This is a genomic window from Cupriavidus sp. FW216-B1 (assembly GCF_058789195.1).
In genome coordinates, this window is record NZ_JBYTEL010000007.1 from 54,044 (window position 1) to 70,113 (window position 16,070).

12 protein-coding genes are annotated in these 16,070 nt (G+C 70.1%); 5 read left to right on the forward strand and 7 right to left on the reverse strand.

What is annotated here, in order from left to right; genetic code table 11:
• Nucleotides 1-16 precede the first annotated feature (16 nt).
• Nucleotides 17-3,046 carry an FAD-binding and (Fe-S)-binding domain-containing protein gene (locus AC3WXD_RS16790; protein WP_492324217.1) on the forward strand — a complete coding sequence of 1,010 codons (3,030 nt, stop codon included), beginning with the start codon at nucleotides 17-19 and terminating at the stop codon, nucleotides 3,044-3,046.
• Nucleotides 3,047-3,148: 102 nt separating this feature from the next.
• Here the strand turns inward: AC3WXD_RS16790 and AC3WXD_RS16795 are convergent, their stop codons facing one another.
• Nucleotides 3,149-3,625, reverse strand: coding sequence for a helix-turn-helix transcriptional regulator (locus AC3WXD_RS16795; protein WP_454733775.1), 477 nt, complete (start codon nucleotides 3,623-3,625; stop codon nucleotides 3,149-3,151).
• A 425-nt stretch (nucleotides 3,626-4,050) separates the two neighbouring features.
• Here AC3WXD_RS16795 and AC3WXD_RS16800 point away from each other — a divergent pair, with 425 nt between their 5' ends.
• Both AC3WXD_RS16800 and dkgB read left to right on the forward strand, forming a co-directional pair.
• Nucleotides 4,051-4,953 (forward strand): NAD-dependent epimerase/dehydratase family protein, encoded by a 903-nt coding sequence (locus tag AC3WXD_RS16800; RefSeq protein WP_492324218.1) that lies wholly within the window; start codon nucleotides 4,051-4,053, stop codon nucleotides 4,951-4,953.
• A gap of 83 nt (nucleotides 4,954-5,036) precedes the next feature.
• On the forward strand, nucleotides 5,037-5,840 hold the full coding sequence (dkgB, locus tag AC3WXD_RS16805) for a 2,5-didehydrogluconate reductase DkgB (protein WP_492324219.1): 804 nt from the start codon (nucleotides 5,037-5,039) through the stop codon (nucleotides 5,838-5,840).
• A gap of 158 nt (nucleotides 5,841-5,998) precedes the next feature.
• Here the strand turns inward: dkgB and AC3WXD_RS16810 are convergent, their stop codons facing one another.
• The 3 genes from AC3WXD_RS16810 to AC3WXD_RS16820 all read right to left on the reverse strand — a co-directional run bounded on the left by AC3WXD_RS16810 (nucleotide 5,999) and on the right by AC3WXD_RS16820 (nucleotide 9,923).
• Entirely contained in the window at nucleotides 5,999-7,423 is a 1,425-nt protein-coding gene (locus tag AC3WXD_RS16810; RefSeq protein WP_492324220.1) for an aldehyde dehydrogenase family protein, read from the reverse strand.
• The gene (locus AC3WXD_RS16815; protein ID WP_492324221.1) at nucleotides 7,420-8,781 is read right to left on the reverse strand and encodes an MFS transporter; all 1,362 of its coding nucleotides are present in this window, start codon (nucleotides 8,779-8,781) and stop codon (nucleotides 7,420-7,422) included. The genes AC3WXD_RS16810 and AC3WXD_RS16815 overlap by 4 nt, the downstream gene beginning before the upstream one ends.
• 86 nt (nucleotides 8,782-8,867) lie before the next feature.
• Nucleotides 8,868-9,923: an alcohol dehydrogenase gene (locus AC3WXD_RS16820; protein ID WP_492324222.1), complete on the reverse strand. Its 1,056-nt coding sequence runs from the start codon at nucleotides 9,921-9,923 to the stop codon at nucleotides 8,868-8,870.
• Nucleotides 9,924-10,280: 357 nt separating this feature from the next.
• On the opposite strand from AC3WXD_RS16820, the gene AC3WXD_RS16825 reads away from it, so the two are divergent.
• Nucleotides 10,281-11,090, forward strand: coding sequence for an IclR family transcriptional regulator (locus AC3WXD_RS16825; RefSeq protein ID WP_020423704.1), 810 nt, complete (start codon nucleotides 10,281-10,283; stop codon nucleotides 11,088-11,090).
• 21 nt (nucleotides 11,091-11,111) lie between these two features.
• Here AC3WXD_RS16825 and AC3WXD_RS16830 read toward each other — a convergent pair whose 3' ends face one another.
• The gene (locus AC3WXD_RS16830) at nucleotides 11,112-12,104 is read right to left on the reverse strand and encodes a TIGR03571 family LLM class oxidoreductase (RefSeq protein WP_492324223.1); all 993 of its coding nucleotides are present in this window, start codon (nucleotides 12,102-12,104) and stop codon (nucleotides 11,112-11,114) included.
• Nucleotides 12,105-12,126: 22 nt separating this feature from the next.
• Complete coding sequence (locus AC3WXD_RS16835) at nucleotides 12,127-13,257, reverse strand: alkene reductase (protein ID WP_492324224.1); 1,131 nt, start codon at nucleotides 13,255-13,257, stop codon at nucleotides 12,127-12,129.
• A 236-nt stretch (nucleotides 13,258-13,493) separates the two neighbouring features.
• On the opposite strand from AC3WXD_RS16835, the gene AC3WXD_RS16840 reads away from it, so the two are divergent.
• A complete protein-coding gene (locus tag AC3WXD_RS16840) occupies nucleotides 13,494-14,342 on the forward strand; it encodes a D-amino acid aminotransferase (protein WP_492324225.1) in 849 nt (282 codons plus the stop codon).
• Nucleotides 14,343-14,451: 109 nt separating this feature from the next.
• Here AC3WXD_RS16840 and AC3WXD_RS16845 read toward each other — a convergent pair whose 3' ends face one another.
• Nucleotides 14,452-16,056 (reverse strand): benzoate-CoA ligase family protein, encoded by a 1,605-nt coding sequence (locus AC3WXD_RS16845; RefSeq protein ID WP_492324226.1) that lies wholly within the window; start codon nucleotides 16,054-16,056, stop codon nucleotides 14,452-14,454.
• Nucleotides 16,057-16,070 lie beyond the last annotated feature (14 nt).

The following is a 16,070-nucleotide window of genomic DNA, read 5'->3' on the forward strand; positions in this document are numbered from 1 at the left end:
CTCGACAAGAAACGCCATGAACCCCACGCCTTCCTCCCTGCTGGTCAAGCCGGTCCACCTCGTGCCGCCGCAACGCGGCGCGGCCTCGCCGTTGTCGGCGCGGCTGCGCAAGGCGCTGCGCGGCGACGTGCTGTTCGACCGCGCCAGCCGCGGCCGCTACGCCACCGATGCCTCGATCTACCAGATCACGCCGCTCGGCGTGGTGGTGCCGCGCGACCAGGCCGACCTGCTGGCGGCGCTGGAGATCGCGCGCGAGGAACAACTGCCGGTGCTGGCGCGCGGCGCCGGCACCAGCCAGTGCGGCCAGACCGTGGGCGAGGCGCTGGTGATCGACAACAGCAAGTGGCTCAACAACGTGGTGGACTTCGACGCCGCGGCGCGCACCGTCACGGTGGAGCCGGGCATCGTGCTGGACCACCTCAATGCGTGGCTCAAGCCGCACGGACTGTGGTTTCCGGTGGACGTCTCCACCGGGGCGCAGTGCACCATCGGCGGCATGGCTGGCAACAACTCGTGCGGCTCGCGCTCGATCGAGTACGGCAACATGGTCCACAACGTGCTGGCCATCGACGCCATCCTGGCCGACGGCAGCCAGTGCCATTTCGGCTCGCTCGCGCATGCGGCCGAAGGCGGCCGCGTGGCGGGCATCCTGGCGGACCTGCGCCGCATCGCCACGCGCGAGCGCGGCGAGATCGCCGAGCGCATGCCCAAGGTGCTGCGCCGCGTGGCGGGCTACAACATCGACCTGTTCGATTGCCAGAACCCGCGCGCCTACACCGACGACGGCCACGCCAACCTGTCGCACATCCTGGTCGGCTCCGAGGGCACGCTGGCCTACAGCCGCCAGTTGACGCTCAAGCTGGCGCCGCTGCCGGCGCACAAGGTGCTGGGCGTGGTGAACTTCCCCACGTTCTACCAGGCGATGGACATGACCCGGCACATCGTCAAGCTCGGGCCGGTGGCGGTGGAACTGGTCGACCGCACCATGATCGACCTGTCGATGGAGAATCCCGCCTTCCGCCCCGTCATCGAGCGGGCGCTGAGCGGCGACCCGCAGGCCATCCTGCTGGTCGAGTTCGCCGGCGAGGAACACGCCGCGCTGCTGGCCCGGCTCGACGCGCTGGCCGAGCTGATGGGCGACCTGGGTTTGCCCGGCGCGGTGGTGAAGATGCCGGAAGCGGGCGCGCAGAAGGCGCTGTGGGACGTGCGCAAGGCGGGCCTGAACATCATGATGAGCATGAAGGGCGACGGCAAGCCGGTCTCCTTCATCGAGGACTGCGCGGTGCCGCTGGAACACCTGGCCGAATACACCCGCCGGCTCACCGAGGTGTTCCACAAGCACGAGACCGAAGGCACCTGGTATGCCCACGCCAGCGTGGGCACGCTGCACGTGCGGCCCATCCTGGACATGCGCCGCGACGGCGCGGTGCGCATGCGCGAGATCGCCGAGGAAGCCGCGGCGCTGGTGCGCGAGTACAAGGGCGCGTACTCCGGCGAGCACGGCGACGGCCTGTGCCGCGGCGAATGGGTGGCGTGGCAGTACGGCCCGCGCATCAACGCCGCGTTCGGCGAGATCAAGGCGCTATTCGACCCGGACAACCGCTTCAACCCGGACAAGATCGTGCGCCCGCCGCGCATGGACGCGCGCGAGAACTTCCGCTTCGCGCCCGGCTACGCGGCGCTGCCGCTCACGCCCGCGCTCGACTGGTCGGCATGGAACGTCACGCGCGACCCGCTCACCGGCGCCGAGAGCGCGCCCGGCACCGGCACCGACCGCGCCGGCGGGCTGGCGGCCGCGGTGGAGATGTGCAACAACAACGGCCATTGCCGCAAGTTCGACGCCGGCACCATGTGCCCGAGCTACCGCGTCACGCGCGACGAGCAGCACGTCACGCGCGGGCGCGCCAACACGCTGCGGCTGGCGGTCTCCGGCCAGCTCGGCGACGACGGCCTGGCCAGCGCCGAGGTCAAGGAAGCGCTGGACCTGTGCGTGTCGTGCAAGGGCTGCAAGCGCGACTGCCCGACCGGCATCGACATGGCGCGCTTCAAGATCGAAGCGCGCCAGGCGTGGTCGCGGCGGCACGGCACCAGCCTGCGCGAGCGCATGGTGGCGTACATGCCGCGCTACGCGCCGCTGGCCAGCCGGCTGGCGCCGCTGCTCGCGCTGGCCGATGGCATTCCCGGCATCTCCGGCCTGGTCAAGCGCGCGCTCGGCTTTGCGCCGCAGCGCTCGCTGCCGCGCTTGCGGACTTCGTTCCTGTCGACGGCGCGGACGAAGAGCACCGGGGGCAAGGACGCGCCCGCGCGCGAAGTCCTGCTGTTCGTCGACACCTTCAACAACTACATGGAGCCGGACAACGCGCGCGCGGCGCAGCAGGTGCTGGAAGCCGCGGGCTACACCGTGCATTTCAACGTCCGCGCGGGCGAGCGTCCGCTGTGCTGCGGCCGCACCTTCCTCGCCGCCGGGCTGGTGGACGAGGCCAAGGCGGAAGCGCGGCGCCTGCTGGACACGCTCAAGCCCTACGTGGAGCGCGGCGTGCCGGTGGTCGGGCTGGAGCCATCCTGCCTGCTGTCGCTGCGCGACGAGTTCCTCGGCTACGGCTATGGCGAGGAAGCCGCGAAGCTGGCGTCGCAAGCCTTCCTGTTCGAGGAATTCCTCGTGCGCGAGCACCGCGCGGGGCGGCTCGCGCTCGACCTCGGCGCGCTGCCGGCCAGCGAGGCGGTGGTGCACGGCCACTGCCACCAGAAGGCGTTCGACGCCTTCACGCCGGTGCAGACCGTGCTCGGCTGGATTCCCGGCCTCAAGGTGTCGCCGGTCGAATCGTCCTGCTGCGGCATGGCGGGCAGCTTCGGCTACGAGGCCGAGCATTACGACGCCTCCACGGCGATGGCCGAACTCTCGCTGCTGCCGGCGGTGCGCAAGCGCGCGGCGGACGCGCTGGTGGTGGCCGACGGCACCAGTTGCCGCCACCAGATCCACGACGGCGCGCAGGCCGAGGCGCTGCACGTGGCGCGGGTGCTGGCGATGGCGCTCAGGCAGAGCTGAGGCGCGAGGCGGGGGCGTGCCCCCGGGGCAAATTTGTCCCAGCGACCGGCAGACCGTTCATCCACAGGTGCAGGCGGCGGTGACGCGGTGCGCGCGCCATGCCTACCATTGCTCGCGCCTGGAGACGACAGGCTTGGGCTGCTTGGACTGTTCAGGCGCGCTGTCCGAATCCTGCCTGGCCGGTTTGCGTTTCGCGGCGGCCGGGCGTTTCGCGGAGGCGGATGCGCCGGCCTCGGGTTGCTTGCGGGTGGCCGTGGGCGCTGCGTACCGGGCGGCGGCCTCCTGCACGTGCCTGGCCGCAGGGGGGGAGGACTGGTCGCCGGAAAACCAGGTGTTGGTCGGGCTCTGCCGTTGGGTTGCCGCGTCTTCCGCCCCGAGCGTCATCTGGACGCCGAGCACCGACAGCACGCGCAGAAAGCGCGCGAGACTGACTACCTGCGGATTTGCCTCGAGGCGCGCATAGGTCTGCTGCGTGATGCCGAGCCGAGCCGCCAGCTCGGCCTGCGTCATGCCGGCCGCGCGGCGGAAGGCCTTGAGCGTGGGTGCCAGCTGGTCGACGGTCTGGATCGGGTAGTTCACGGTGGTCTTCCGGTGCGTGCCTTGAATACAGAGTATAGGCTGTTTTTCAAAAATACAGCGTATGAAGTGTATTTCTTGAAAAAAACATTATATAAGCTGTAATCAAGAGATACAGCTTAAAGGTTGTAACGCTTGGCCGTGCCACCTGCCGGCAGCTTGGCAGGTTTCGCGCATCGTTGCATTTCCGGACCGGCTCCGAGGTCTGCCCCACCGGGTTTGACGCGCTCGCGCCGCTACCCGCATGGCGAGACCGCTGCGCGTTTCCGTCGGTGCCGGCTGAGGCTCGGCCAGGCGCGCGCCGCCCGGCGATTCTTGCGCCGCGGTCAAGTCTCTTCTGCGCGGCGGCGGGTGTTTCCCGCCGCGGCTTGCCCGGATACTCCTGCCATGTGCAAAAGCCGGGGCTTGCCCGGCATGAGGAGTTTCCCATGCAGATCTTCATCACCGGCGCCGCCGGCTTCATCGGCGGTTCGATCGCGGTGCGGCTGCTGGCCGACGGCCACACCGTGCGCGGTCTCGTGCGCAACCCGGCCCAGGCCGACGCGCTGGCCCGCCTCGGCATCGTGCCGGTGGCCGGCACGCTCGACGACGCGGCCCTGCTGACGCGCGAGGCCGCGCAGGCCGACGCCGTCATCAACACCGCCAGCAGCGACCACCGCGGCGCCGTGGAGGCGCTGCTGGCCGGCCTGCGCGGCAGCGGCAAGCTCTTCCTGCACACCAGCGGCTCCAGCGTGATCGGCGACGACGTGGGCGGCGACGTGCTGTCCGCGCGCATCTTCGACGAAGACACGCCGCTGGTGGTGGAAGCGGACAAGCAGGCCCGCCACGCCATCGACGAGATGGTGCTGGCCGCGGCCGCCGACGGCGTGCGCGGCATCGTGCTGTGCAACAGCATGATCTACGGTACCGGCGCCGGGCTGCACGCCGACAGTGTGCAGATCCCGCCGCTGGTGGCGCAGGCCCGCGAGAGCGGGGTGGTGCGCATCGTCGGCAGCGGCGTGAACCGCTGGTCCAACGTGCACATCGCCGACGTGGTGGCGCTCTACGCGCTGGCGCTGGAGCACGCGCCGGCCGGCGCCTTCTACTTCGTCGAGAACGGCGAGGCGTCCTACGCCGAGATCGGCGCCGCCATCGCGCGCCGCCTCGGGCTCGGCCCGGCGCAGTCCTGGACCGTGGCGCAGGCCGCGCCGGTGTGGGGCGAGGGCGCCGCGCGCTATTCCTTCGGCTCCAACAGCCGCGTGCGCGCCCGCCGCGCGCGCACCGAGCTCGGCTGGCGGCCCGCGCACGACTCCGTCACCGGCTGGATCGAACACGACATGCCGGTGGACTGAGCCAGCGCGCTTGCCCGCCACCCCCGATCTCCGGCCGGGCCGCCGTCAGCCCCGGCCGCCACCTACCTGACAAAGGAACGAACATGAGCATTCCCGCACTCGGCCTCGGCACTTTTCGCCTGCAAGGCCAGGCCGCCATCGACTCCGTGCGCAACGGCCTCGAGGTTGGCTACCGCGCCATCGACACCGCGCAGATCTACGGCAACGAAGCCGAAGTCGGCACGGCCATCGCTGCCAGCGGCGTGGCCCGCGCCGACCTGTTCCTCACCACCAAGATCTGGATCGAGAGCCTCTCGCGCGGCAAGCTGGTGCCCAGCCTCAAGGACAGCCTCGCCAAGCTGCGCACCGACCACGTCGACCTGACCCTGATCCACTGGCCCTCGCCCGGCGGCGCGGTGCCGGTGGCCGAGTTCATGGGCGCGCTGGCCGAGGCCCGCGAGCAGGGCCTCACGCGGCAGATCGGCGTGTCCAACTTCACCATCGCGCTGATGCGCGAGGCCATCGACGCCGTTGGCGCCGGCGCGATCGCCACCAACCAGATCGAGCTGCATCCGTTCCTGCAGAACAGCAAGGTGGCCGAGTTCGCCCGCAGCCAGGGCATCCACGTCACGTCCTACATGACGCTCGGCTACGGCAGCGTGCTGCAGGACCCGGTGATCGGGCGGATCGCCGCGCGCCTGTCCGCCACGCCCGCACAGGTGGTGCTGGCCTGGGCCATGCAGCTCGGTTACGCGGTGATTCCGTCGTCCACCAGGCGCGCCAACCTCGAAAGCAACCTCGGCGCGCTGGCCGTGCGGCTGAACGATGCGGACATGGCCGCCATCGCCGCGCTGGATCGCGGCGGGCGCTTGACCAGTCCCGAGGGGCTGGCGCCGGTCTGGGATTGAGGGGAGCAACCCGTTGGCAAGTCGGGGGTTGCATGCAGCCTGAAGCCCGGTCGGATGACCGGGTTTCTTGTTGCCGCGAAAAGCCCTGACTGCCGGATGGCCGGCCGAACCGCGTCCGATCCGCCGCCGACGTCCGATACGTGGCGATGGCCGGGGGCTCAGAAGTCCGTCACCACCGTCTTCGTATTGGTGTACTCCAGCAGTCCTTCCATGCCATTTTCCCTGCCGAAGGCCGATTGCTTGTAGCCGCCGAAGACATAGTCTGGCGACAGCACATGGATCGTGTTGATCCAGACGGTGCCCGCTTCCAGGCGCGCCGCAATCTTGCTCGCCGTCGCGGGGTCGGCGCACCAGACCGATGCGCCCAGCCCGTAGTCGGAGTCGTTGGCGCGCCGCACGACTTCGTCGATGCTGGCAAACCGGAGGATGGGCAGCACCGGGCCGAACGCTTCTTCGACGACGACGCGGGCATCGTCGGCCGGGTTGCCGATGATCGTCACCGGCACGAAATAGCCCGGCCCCGCGGGGATGTCTCCGCCGAGCAGGAAGGTGTCGCCGCGCGCCTTCGACGATGCGATCAGTTCGACCAGGCGATCGTATTGCCGCCGGTTCTGCACCGGGCCGAGCTGTACGCCGGGGTCCAGGCCGTTGCCGGCTCTCACGGTCCTGGCGAAGGCGACGAAGGCGGCGATGAAGCGGTCGTAGATGCGCTCGTGCACGTACAGCCGCTTGATGGCCAGGCAGAACTGCGCGTTGTTCGCGAACGCGCCCCAGAACAGCTTCGGCACCACGGCATCGATGTCGACGTCGTCCATGACGATGGCCGCATCGTTGCCGCCCATCTCCAGCGTCACGCGCTTCATGGTGTCGGCAGCGGCGCGCAGGATGGCCTTGCCCGTCTGCGTGGAGCCGGTGAATGCGATCTTGTCGATGCCGGCGTGCGCGGTCATCCAGGGGCCGAGCTCGTCGCCGCCGCTGACCACGTTGAGAACGCCGGGCGGCAATATCCCGCGGGCCAGCTCTCCGAACTTCAGCATGGTCAGCGGCGTGAACGGCGAGGGCTTCAGGACCATCGTGTTGCCGGTGAGCAGCGCCGGCGCGATCTTCCAGACCGCCAGCGTCATCGGGAAATTCCACGGCGCGATGGCGCCGACCACGCCGAGCGGCTCGCGGCGGACTTCGACGCGCCGCTGCGCGGTGTCGAGCCGCACCTCGGCTGCGGGCGACATGCGCGCGACAGCCTCCAGCCACGCCTGGACGCTGCGCACCTCGTAGCAGGACCCGCGCGCGGCATGGAGCGGCTTGCCTTGCTCCAGCGTGAGCAGGCGGGCGAAGTCGTCTTCGCGGGCCTTGACCCCGGCCGCCAGTTGCCTGAGCAGGCATTGGCGCTCTTGCAGGGAAACCGCGCTCCAGGCCGCGCAGGCGCCGCGTGCCGCGGCGACCGCGTGGTCGAGATGCGCCCGCGTGGCGCGCGGCGCGTCGCCGACGCGCTGCCAGGTCGCCGGGTCGATGACGGGCAGGGTATCGGCGGCCAGGACCGGCGCGCCGCCGATGGTCATGCTGAAGTGCGCGAACAGGTTCATGGGTGGCTGCCCGGCTCCAGCGAGCGGCCGGGGCCGTCCGCGAGGATGGCGCCACGCGCGCGCGGCGCGGCCAGCGTGGCGAAGATGGTCGCGCCGCCGGCCAGCAGCACCGCCGCCACGGCGTACAACCCGCCGCTGAAGCTGCCGGTGGTGGTCCGCAGCGTGCCGATCACGATCGGGCTGATGAAGCCGCCGATCAGCCCCACCGAGCTGATGAGTGCGATGCCGGACGCGGCCTTCGCTTCGTCGAGATGATGGGTGGCGGCCGCCCAGAAGGTGGGGAAGCCGGCAAAGATGCCGACCGACGCGACCGACATGGCCGCGACCGCCAGCGCCAGGCTGTCCGTGTTCCAGCCCAGCACCGCGATGCCGGCGCCGCCGGCGAGGACCGACAGCGTGCAATGCCAGCGCCGCTCGCCGGTGCGGTCCGAGCGGCGGCCGATCCAGACCATGCCGATGCCGCCGAGCGCATAGGGGATGGCCGTGAGCAGGCCGAGCTGCTGCGGCGTGCCGGCGGGGAACACGGTCTTGAGCAAGGCCGGAATCCAGCTCGCGGTAGTGACCACGCCGCAGACCAGCGCGAAGTAGACGAACAGCAGCGGATAGAGCTTCGCGTCCTTGAGCAGCGCGGCCAGTGTCTCGTTGAAGCCGGACCTGCTTCCGGCGCGCCCGGTCTCCACCGCCCGCCTGACGATGCGCTTCTCCTCGGCCGTCAGCCATCTGGCATCGTCGGGCCGGTCCACCAGGAACAGCATCACGACCACCGCCATGACGATGGACGGCAGGCCTTCGATGAGGAACATCCACTGCCAGGACTTCCATCCGTTGAGCCCCGCCATGTTCTGCATGATCCAGCCCGACAGCGGCCCGCCGATGAAGCCCGCGAACGCGATCGGCGTCATGAACAGCGCGACGATCCTGGCGCGGCGCCCGGCGGGATACCAGTAGGTCAGGTAGAGAATCACGCCCGGAAAGAAGCCGGCTTCCGCCACGCCCAGCAGGAACCGCATGACGTAGAACTGCATCGGCGTCTGCACGAACATCATGCACGAGGAGATCGCGCCCCACAGCAGCGCGATGCGGGCCAGCGTCTTCCTGGCGCCGATGCGCTCGAGCACATAGTTGCTTGGCACCTCGAACAGCAGGTAGCCGATGAACAGGATGCCGCTGCCGAAGCCGTACACGGCGGCGGAAAAACCGAGGTCCTCGCTCATGGCGGTCTGCGCGAAGCCGATGTTGATGCGGTCGAGATACGCCGTGAGATAGCACAGCAGCAGGATGGGAAGCAGCCTGGCGGTGATTTTCCGGTAGGTGGCGTCCTCGGCCGAGCGCTGCTGCGTCTGTTCGGGGGCAGTCATGTCCATTGAACCCGTCTCCTTGTGTGGTTGGACGCGGCGGTGCGGTGGCCGCCGCGGTTGGATGCCGGCCAGGCCGGATGCCTGGCCTAGGGGCGCAGTACGATCCGTCCGACGACGTTCCCGGCTTCCAGGTCGTCGAGCGCGTCGTTGGCTTCGTGAAGGTGCCGGCAGGTGGTCGGCATCGGCGCCATCTCCACGCTGCGCACCAGCGCGACGAGGTCGCGCAGCTCCTGCAGGGTGCCGACATAACAGCCTTCGAGGGAAAGCGCGCGCAGCGGCAGCAGTGGCAAGGACAGGGTCAGTTCGCCGCCGGCCAGGCCTACCAGCAGCAGCTTGCCGCCCCTGGCCAGCAGGTCGAGGGCAAGCGCGGTGCTCCGGGCCGAGCCGACCAGGTCGACGACGGCCAGGATCGGCCCGCCGGCGGCTGCGCGGATGCGCTCGGCCACGCCGGCCTGCGCCGGGTCGAAGCAGGCGCGCGCGCCGGCCAGCGCGGCGGCCTGGCGCCGGTCCGCGTTGATGTCGACGGCGATGGTGCCCGCGCCGCCCATTGCCCGGGCCAGGCGCACGCACATCAGGCCGAGGCCGCCGGCGCCGATCACGACCAGCGAGGTCGCGCCCAGCGTTTGCGCGTCGAGCTTCCGCAGCGCGCTGTAGGTCGTCAGCCCGGAACACGCGAGCGGCGCGGCCGACTCGGGGGTCAGCCCGGCGATGTCGACGAGGAAGCGCGAGGCGGGCACGATCACATGGTCGCTGTAGCCGCCGGGGCGGAAGACGCCCAGCGAACGCGGCTGGGCGCACATGTTGTCGCGGCCGTCCTGGCACGGTGCGCAGGTCCCGCAGCCGATCCACGGATAGACCAGATATGGCTTGCCGAGCATGGCCGGGTCCACGTGTTCCCCCGCCGCCACGGCTTCGCCCACGATTTCGTGGCCGGGCGTGAGCGGCAGGCGGATGCCGCGATCCGCCATGCGCAGGGCCTTGCCGCCGCCGAGGTCGTATGCGCCCGAACGGGTATGGACGTCGGTATGGCATACGCCCGCCGCCGAGATCCTGAGCAGGATCTCGTCGCCGGTGGGGACCGGAGTGGGCCGTTCATGGCGGACGAGCGCCTCGCCAAAGGTAACGATGTCGTAGCTGATCATGTCGCGGGCAGCATGAGGCCGCCGGTGGCTCGCGTGCAGCGCGCCGCCGGGGGCGGGTGGATTCGACGGGTTTGTGGCCGGCCGGGGCATGCGGCGCGGCAGGGGGCCGGGTCGGCGGTGTCTGGCGAAAGTGGTCGCCTTATGCGTGCCGGTTGACTAACAAGTTATACCCAAGGTTTTCTATGGTCAATGATATTCACCGTAGGGAAATACCATGAATCTGTTGTTCACCGATTAAATGAATTGCCGACTAATTTTTCATGATTTTTCAAAGGCTTTGTTTGCTGTAAATAATAGGAATTTGTTTGTGTAGAGTGACCAGCTATCGGGCCATTCGAGCCTTGACCGGAGAACGCAATGGAAGCAGGCAAAGACGTTGGCGCGGTAATACAGGCGGCATCGATCCTGCGGGTGTTGTCGGATACGCGGCAGCCGCTGGGCGTGACCGCCATCGCGCGCATCGCCGCGCTGAATCCGTCGACTGCGCTGAATATCCTGAGGACCCTGGTGAAAGAGCGGCTGGTTGCCTTCGAGCCGGCCACCAAGACCTATGGCCTCGATCTCGGCCTGCTGGAACTGGCGCGGGTCATGCTGGGGAAGACGGAGGTGGAATTGTTGCGCCCGGGACTGCAGCGCATCGCGAACCAGTTCGAGGCCACCGTCAGCGTATGGCGGGTGGTGGATTCGCAGCGCGCTCCACCACGGGATTCAAGGCGAGATTCGCCGCGCTTCCTGCTGCTCGATCGATTGAAGCCGGAGCTCGGCGTGCATATCGAGTTCCGCAGCGCGATGCGGATTCCGCTGTACGCCGGCGCGATCGGGCGCGCGGCCGCGGCTGCCGGCCAGGTGTCCCCCGAACGGTTGCGGGAAGCCTTCGCGGGCATCCGCTGGAATACGCCGATGCCATTCGAGCGCTATCTCGCGGAGATCGATGAAGCGCGGCAGCGTGGTTACGCGGTGGATGCCGGCGTGCTGATCAAGAGCGTGGTCTCGGTCGCCGCGGCGATAGCGGATGCGCACGGCCGGCCCGCGCTGGCGGTCAGTACCCACACGTTCAGCGGACAGCTTGCCGACGACGCCTTGCACGAACTCGGGCGCTGCATCGGCGCGGCTTGCGCGCAGGCGCAGGCTGCGCTGTTCGGTCAGGCGGGAGCGCGGACCGGGTGACGAGCGGTCCGCGCGCCGCGGCTACGCCACCACGCGCATCTCATGGGGCACGGTCTCCGCGATGCATGCTGGAGCCTGAGCCGCCACCGCCTCACCATGAAAATGCGGCAGCACATGCGCCGCGATTTCCTCCATCGCTTCGCCGACCGGCCGCTGGCTGCGGCGGAAGTGCAGGGCGATGTGCGCGGCGCCGGCCGCGCGCATGGCGCGCAGTTCTTCGATCAGCCCGTTGCGGCCGACCGCCGCGCCAAAGCGGTGGCGGCGGATCGGCGCGTCGGGGTCGGCCAGCAGGTCGAGGTGGATGAAGCTGATGTAGGGCTTGGCGCCGGCGGCGCCGCGCCACATGGCGCTGCGCCGCGCGTGGTCCTCGGGCGTGCCGGGGTAGGCCAGCCAGCCGTCCATGTGCTCGCCGGCCCAGGCGGGCGCTTGCTGGGCCAGCCCGGCCACCAGCAGCGGCAGCGGTTGCTCCGGGCGCGGCAGCATGCGCACGCCTTCGGGCAGGCGCGAGGCGCCGGCGTCGCGCAGCAGCGCCACGTGCTCGCGGAAGGTTTCGCCGCGGCGCGCGAAGTCGCGGCCGAAGACCGGGTATTCGACCGGGCGGTCGCCGCTGGCCACGCCGAGCAGCAGCCTGCCGTTGCTGAGCCGGTTCACCGTGGCGGCGGACTTGAGCGTCAGCATCGGCTCGCGCAGCGGCAGCACCACGGCGGCGGTGCCGAGCAGAATCTGCCCGGTCACGCCGGCGAGGTAGCCGAGGTAGCTGAAGGTCTCGAACACCTGCGCGGCGTCGCCGAACTGCGGGTCGTAGAGCGGCACGTCGCGCACCCACAGCGCGCGGAAGCCGAGCCGGTCGGCCAGCCGGGCCAGTTCGCCGTGGCGGGCCATGTCGGGCTCGCCGGGCAGGCGGCCGGATGCGCGCCGGGCGGCTTCGCCGGCGGGCGACCAGTCGTTGTCCAGCGGCAGTTCCACGCCGACGCTGAAGCCGCCGGCGGTCAGTTTGTCCAGTGCGCCGGGCATGGCGGTCTCCTTGGCGGCGGGATCAGGCGGCATCGGCCTGCGCGCCGGTGTTGCTGGCGTGCCGCGGATAGTCCGTGTAGCCGGCCTCGGCGCCGCCGAAGTATCTGGCGCGGTCGCCGGTGTTGAGCGGCAGGTCGTGGCGCAGGCGATACGGCAGGTCCGGGTTGGCGATGAACGGGCGGCCGAAGCCGATCAGGTCGGCCCAGCCCCGGGCGAGCGCTTCCTCGGCGCGCGGCTTGGTGTAGTTGCCGGAGTAGATCAGCGTGCCGGGGTAGACCGCGCGCAGCGCTTCCTTGAAGGCGGCGGGCATCACGGGCGCGTCTTCCCAGTCGGCCTCGGCGATGTGGATGTAGCCCACGCCGATCTGGCCGAGCGCGTGCGCGGCGGCGAGGTAGGTGGCTTCGGGCGTGTCGTCGACCGCGCCCTGCAGCGTGGTCAGCGGCGCCAGGCGCACGCCGATGCGGTCCTTGCCGACCACGTCGGTCACGGCCTGCGCCACTTCCTTGAGGAAGCGCAGGCGGTTGGCCAGCGAGCCGCCGTAGGCGTCGGTGCGGGCGTTGGCCTGCGAGTCGATGAACTGGTTGATGAGGTAGCCGTTGGCGCCGTGCAGCTCCACGCCGTCGAAGCCGGCTTCCAGCGCATTGCGCGCGGCGCGGGCGTAGTCGGCCACGATGCCGGGGATCTCGTCGATCGACAGCGCGCGCGGCGCGGAGTGCTGGACCATCTCGCCCACGCCGCCCTGCGGGCCCTGGCCGCTGGCGTCGACGAACACCTTCACGCCCTCGGCGACCAGCGCCGACGACGATACCGGCGCGGCGTTGCCCGGCTGCAGCGAGGTGTGCGAGACGCGGCCCACGTGCCACAGCTGCGCGAAGATCCGGCCGCCGGCGGCGTGCACCGCGTCGGTGATCTTGCGCCAGCCGCGCACCTGCTCCCCGGTGTAGATGCCGGGCGTCCAGGCGTAGCCCTGCCCCTGCCGGCTGATCTGCGTGCCTTCGGAGATGATCAGGCCGGCGCTGGCGCGCTGGGCGTAGTACTCGGCCATCAGGTCGGTGGCGACGTCGCCGGCGGCGGCGCGCGAGCGGGTCATCGGGGGCATCACGATGCGGTTCGGCGTGGTGATGTCGCCAAGGGTGTAGGGGGTGAACAGCATGGTTGCCTCGCTTCGGATGGGTGGATGAAGCGATTGTCGGGGCGGCCGGCTCCGGCAAAAACCCCATGGCAGGCAAATGATTCTTGCCGCGCGATCAAGGAAGGCGCGCCCGCGCGGGTGCGGCGGCAGGCACAGAGGCCGCCCGCGCGTCATGCTTAATTTGCATGAGCCGCCGCCGCGGCTTGTGGAAGAATGCCGCATTCCCTTCCACCGCTGCCCCGAGACCCCTGCCAACCATGAACGAAGACATCGTCTACCTCAACGGCGAACTCACGCCCCTGTCCGAAGCCCGCGTCCCCGTGCTGGACCGCGGCTTCATCTTCGGCGACGGCGTGTACGAAGTCGTGCCCATCTACGGCGGCCGGCCGTTCCGCCTGCCGCAGCACCTGGCGCGGCTGGCGCGCAGCCAGGAAACCATCGGCATTCCCAATCCGCATACGGAGGCCGAATGGATGGCGCTGATCGACCGCGTGGTCAAGGCCAACGGGCTGTCCGACCAGATGGTCTACATCCAGGTCACGCGCGGCGTGGCGCGGCGCGCCCATGCCTTCCCCAGGGAGGTGACGCCGACGGTGCTGATCATGACCAACCCGATGACGCCGCCGTCGGCGCAGATGCGCGAGCAGGGCGTGGTGTGCGTGACGCAGGAAGACAAGCGCTGGCTCCATTGCCAGATCAAGTCCACCTCGCTGCTGGGCAACGTGCTGGCGGCGCAGAACGCGGCCGAGCATGGCGTCACCGAGAGCATCCAGTTCCGCGACGGCTTCCTGACCGAGGCGTCCTCGTCCAACGTGTGGATCGTCACGCAGGGCCGCGTCAGCGCGCCGCCCAAGGACAACCTGATCCTGGAAGGCATCCGCTACGGCTGGATGGAGGAGCTCTGCGCCAGGCTGGACATTGCGCTGGAAGCGCGCCGCATCGCGCGCGAGGAAGTGTTCGCGGCCGACGAGGTGCTGCTGACCTCGGCCAGCAAGGAAGTGCTGCCGGTGGTGACCATCGACGGCAAGACCATCGGCGCGGGCGTGCCGGGGCCGGTGTTCAAGCGGCTGTATGCGGCGTACCAGGAGGCGAAGGCGGTGGCGTGAGGCGCGCCGCGGAATGACTGCGGGTCTGCTCCCCTCTCCCATTGCATGGGAGAGGGGAGCAGACCGTCGGCAGGTACGCGGCCATCGTGGCGCTTTGCGCGACCCGGCGTCAGGCCGGCGCGCCTTCCAGCTCGCGCAGCCGGAAGCGCTGGATCTTGCCGGTGGCGGTCTTGGGCAGCGCGGGCACGAACTCGATCACGCGCGGGTACTTGTAGGGCGCCAGGCGTTCCTTGACGAAGGCCTTGAGCTCGGCCTCGCCGGCCCGCGCGCCGGGCTTGAGCACGATGAAGGCCTTGGTCCTTGTCAGGCCGGCGGCGTCGGGCACGCCGATCACGGCCGCCTCGAGCACGGCGGGGTGCTGGGCCAGCGTGGCTTCCACCTCGAACGGCGAGACGTAGATGCCGCTGACCTTGAGCATGTCGTCGCTGCGCCCGGCGTAGCAGTAGCTGCCGTCGGGGTTGCGCACGTACTTGTCGCCGCTCTTGGTCCAGCCGCCGCGGAAGGTCTCGCGCGATTTCTCGCGGTTGCCCCAGTACATCAGCGCGGCACTCGGGCCCTGGATGTAGAGGTCGCCGACTTCGCCGTCGGGTACCGGGCGGCCTTCCTCGTCGCGCAGCTCGACCGCGTAGCCGGGCACCGGCCAGCCGGTGGTGCCGTAGCGCACCTGGCCGGGGCGGTTGGAGAGGAAGATGTGCAGCATCTCGGTGGAGCCGATGCCGTCGATGATCTCGCAGCCGAAGTGGGCGGTGAAGCGCTCGCCGAGCTCGGCGGGCAGCGCTTCGCCGGCGGACGAGCACAGCCGCAGCGCGACCGCGCCGCGCGCGGGCAGGGCCGGCGAGGCGAGCATGCCGGCATAGCCGGTCGGCGCGCCGAAGAAGACCGTGGGCCGGTGTTCCAGCCAGCGCCGGAAGGTGGCTTCGGGCGTGGGCCGCTCGGCCATCAGCACCACGGTGGCGCCCACGCTCAGGGGGAAGCTCAGGCCGTTGCCGAGCCCGTAGGCGAAGTACAGCTTGGCGGCGGAGAAGCAGACGTCGTTTTCATGCAGGCCGAGGATGGGGCCGGCGTACAGTTGCGCGGTCCAGTACGGGTTGGCCTGGCTGTGCAGCACGCCCTTGGGGCGGCCGGTGGAGCCGGACGAATAGAGCCAGAAGCCGGGGTCGTCGGGGCCGGTGCCGGCGGGCGCGGCCAGCGGCGCGTGGCGCGCGAGCAATGCGTCGAGCGCGACGGTGCCGGCGTAGTCGGCGTCGGCGGCATCATTGGCGTCATTGGCGGGCGCGCCGTCCGGGTGCGAGACGATGACCGCCTTCACTTCGTGGCCGCCCTGCGCCATCGCCTGGCGCAGCACCGGCAGCAGCGCGGCCGACACCAGCACCGCCTGGGCGCGGCTGTGTTCCAGCATGTAGGCGTAGTCGTCGGCGGTGAGCAGCGTGTTGACCGCCACCGGCACGATGCCGGCGTACATGGCGCCGAGGAAGGACACCGGCCAGTCGTTGCAGTCGTGCATCAGCAGCAGCACGCGCTCCTCGCGGTGGATGCCGCAGTCCTGCAGCGCGGCGGCCAGGCGGCGCACGCGCTCGGCCAGCGCGCCGTAGCTGAGGCTGCCGCGGTCGTCGATATAGGCGGTCTTGCCGGCGCGCCGCGCGTTGCGGGCGATCAGGTGCGCGGCGAAATTGAAGGGCGTGCCCGGCGGCTGCGCGGGCGTGTCGGTGGTCATGCTTGTCTCCCCTG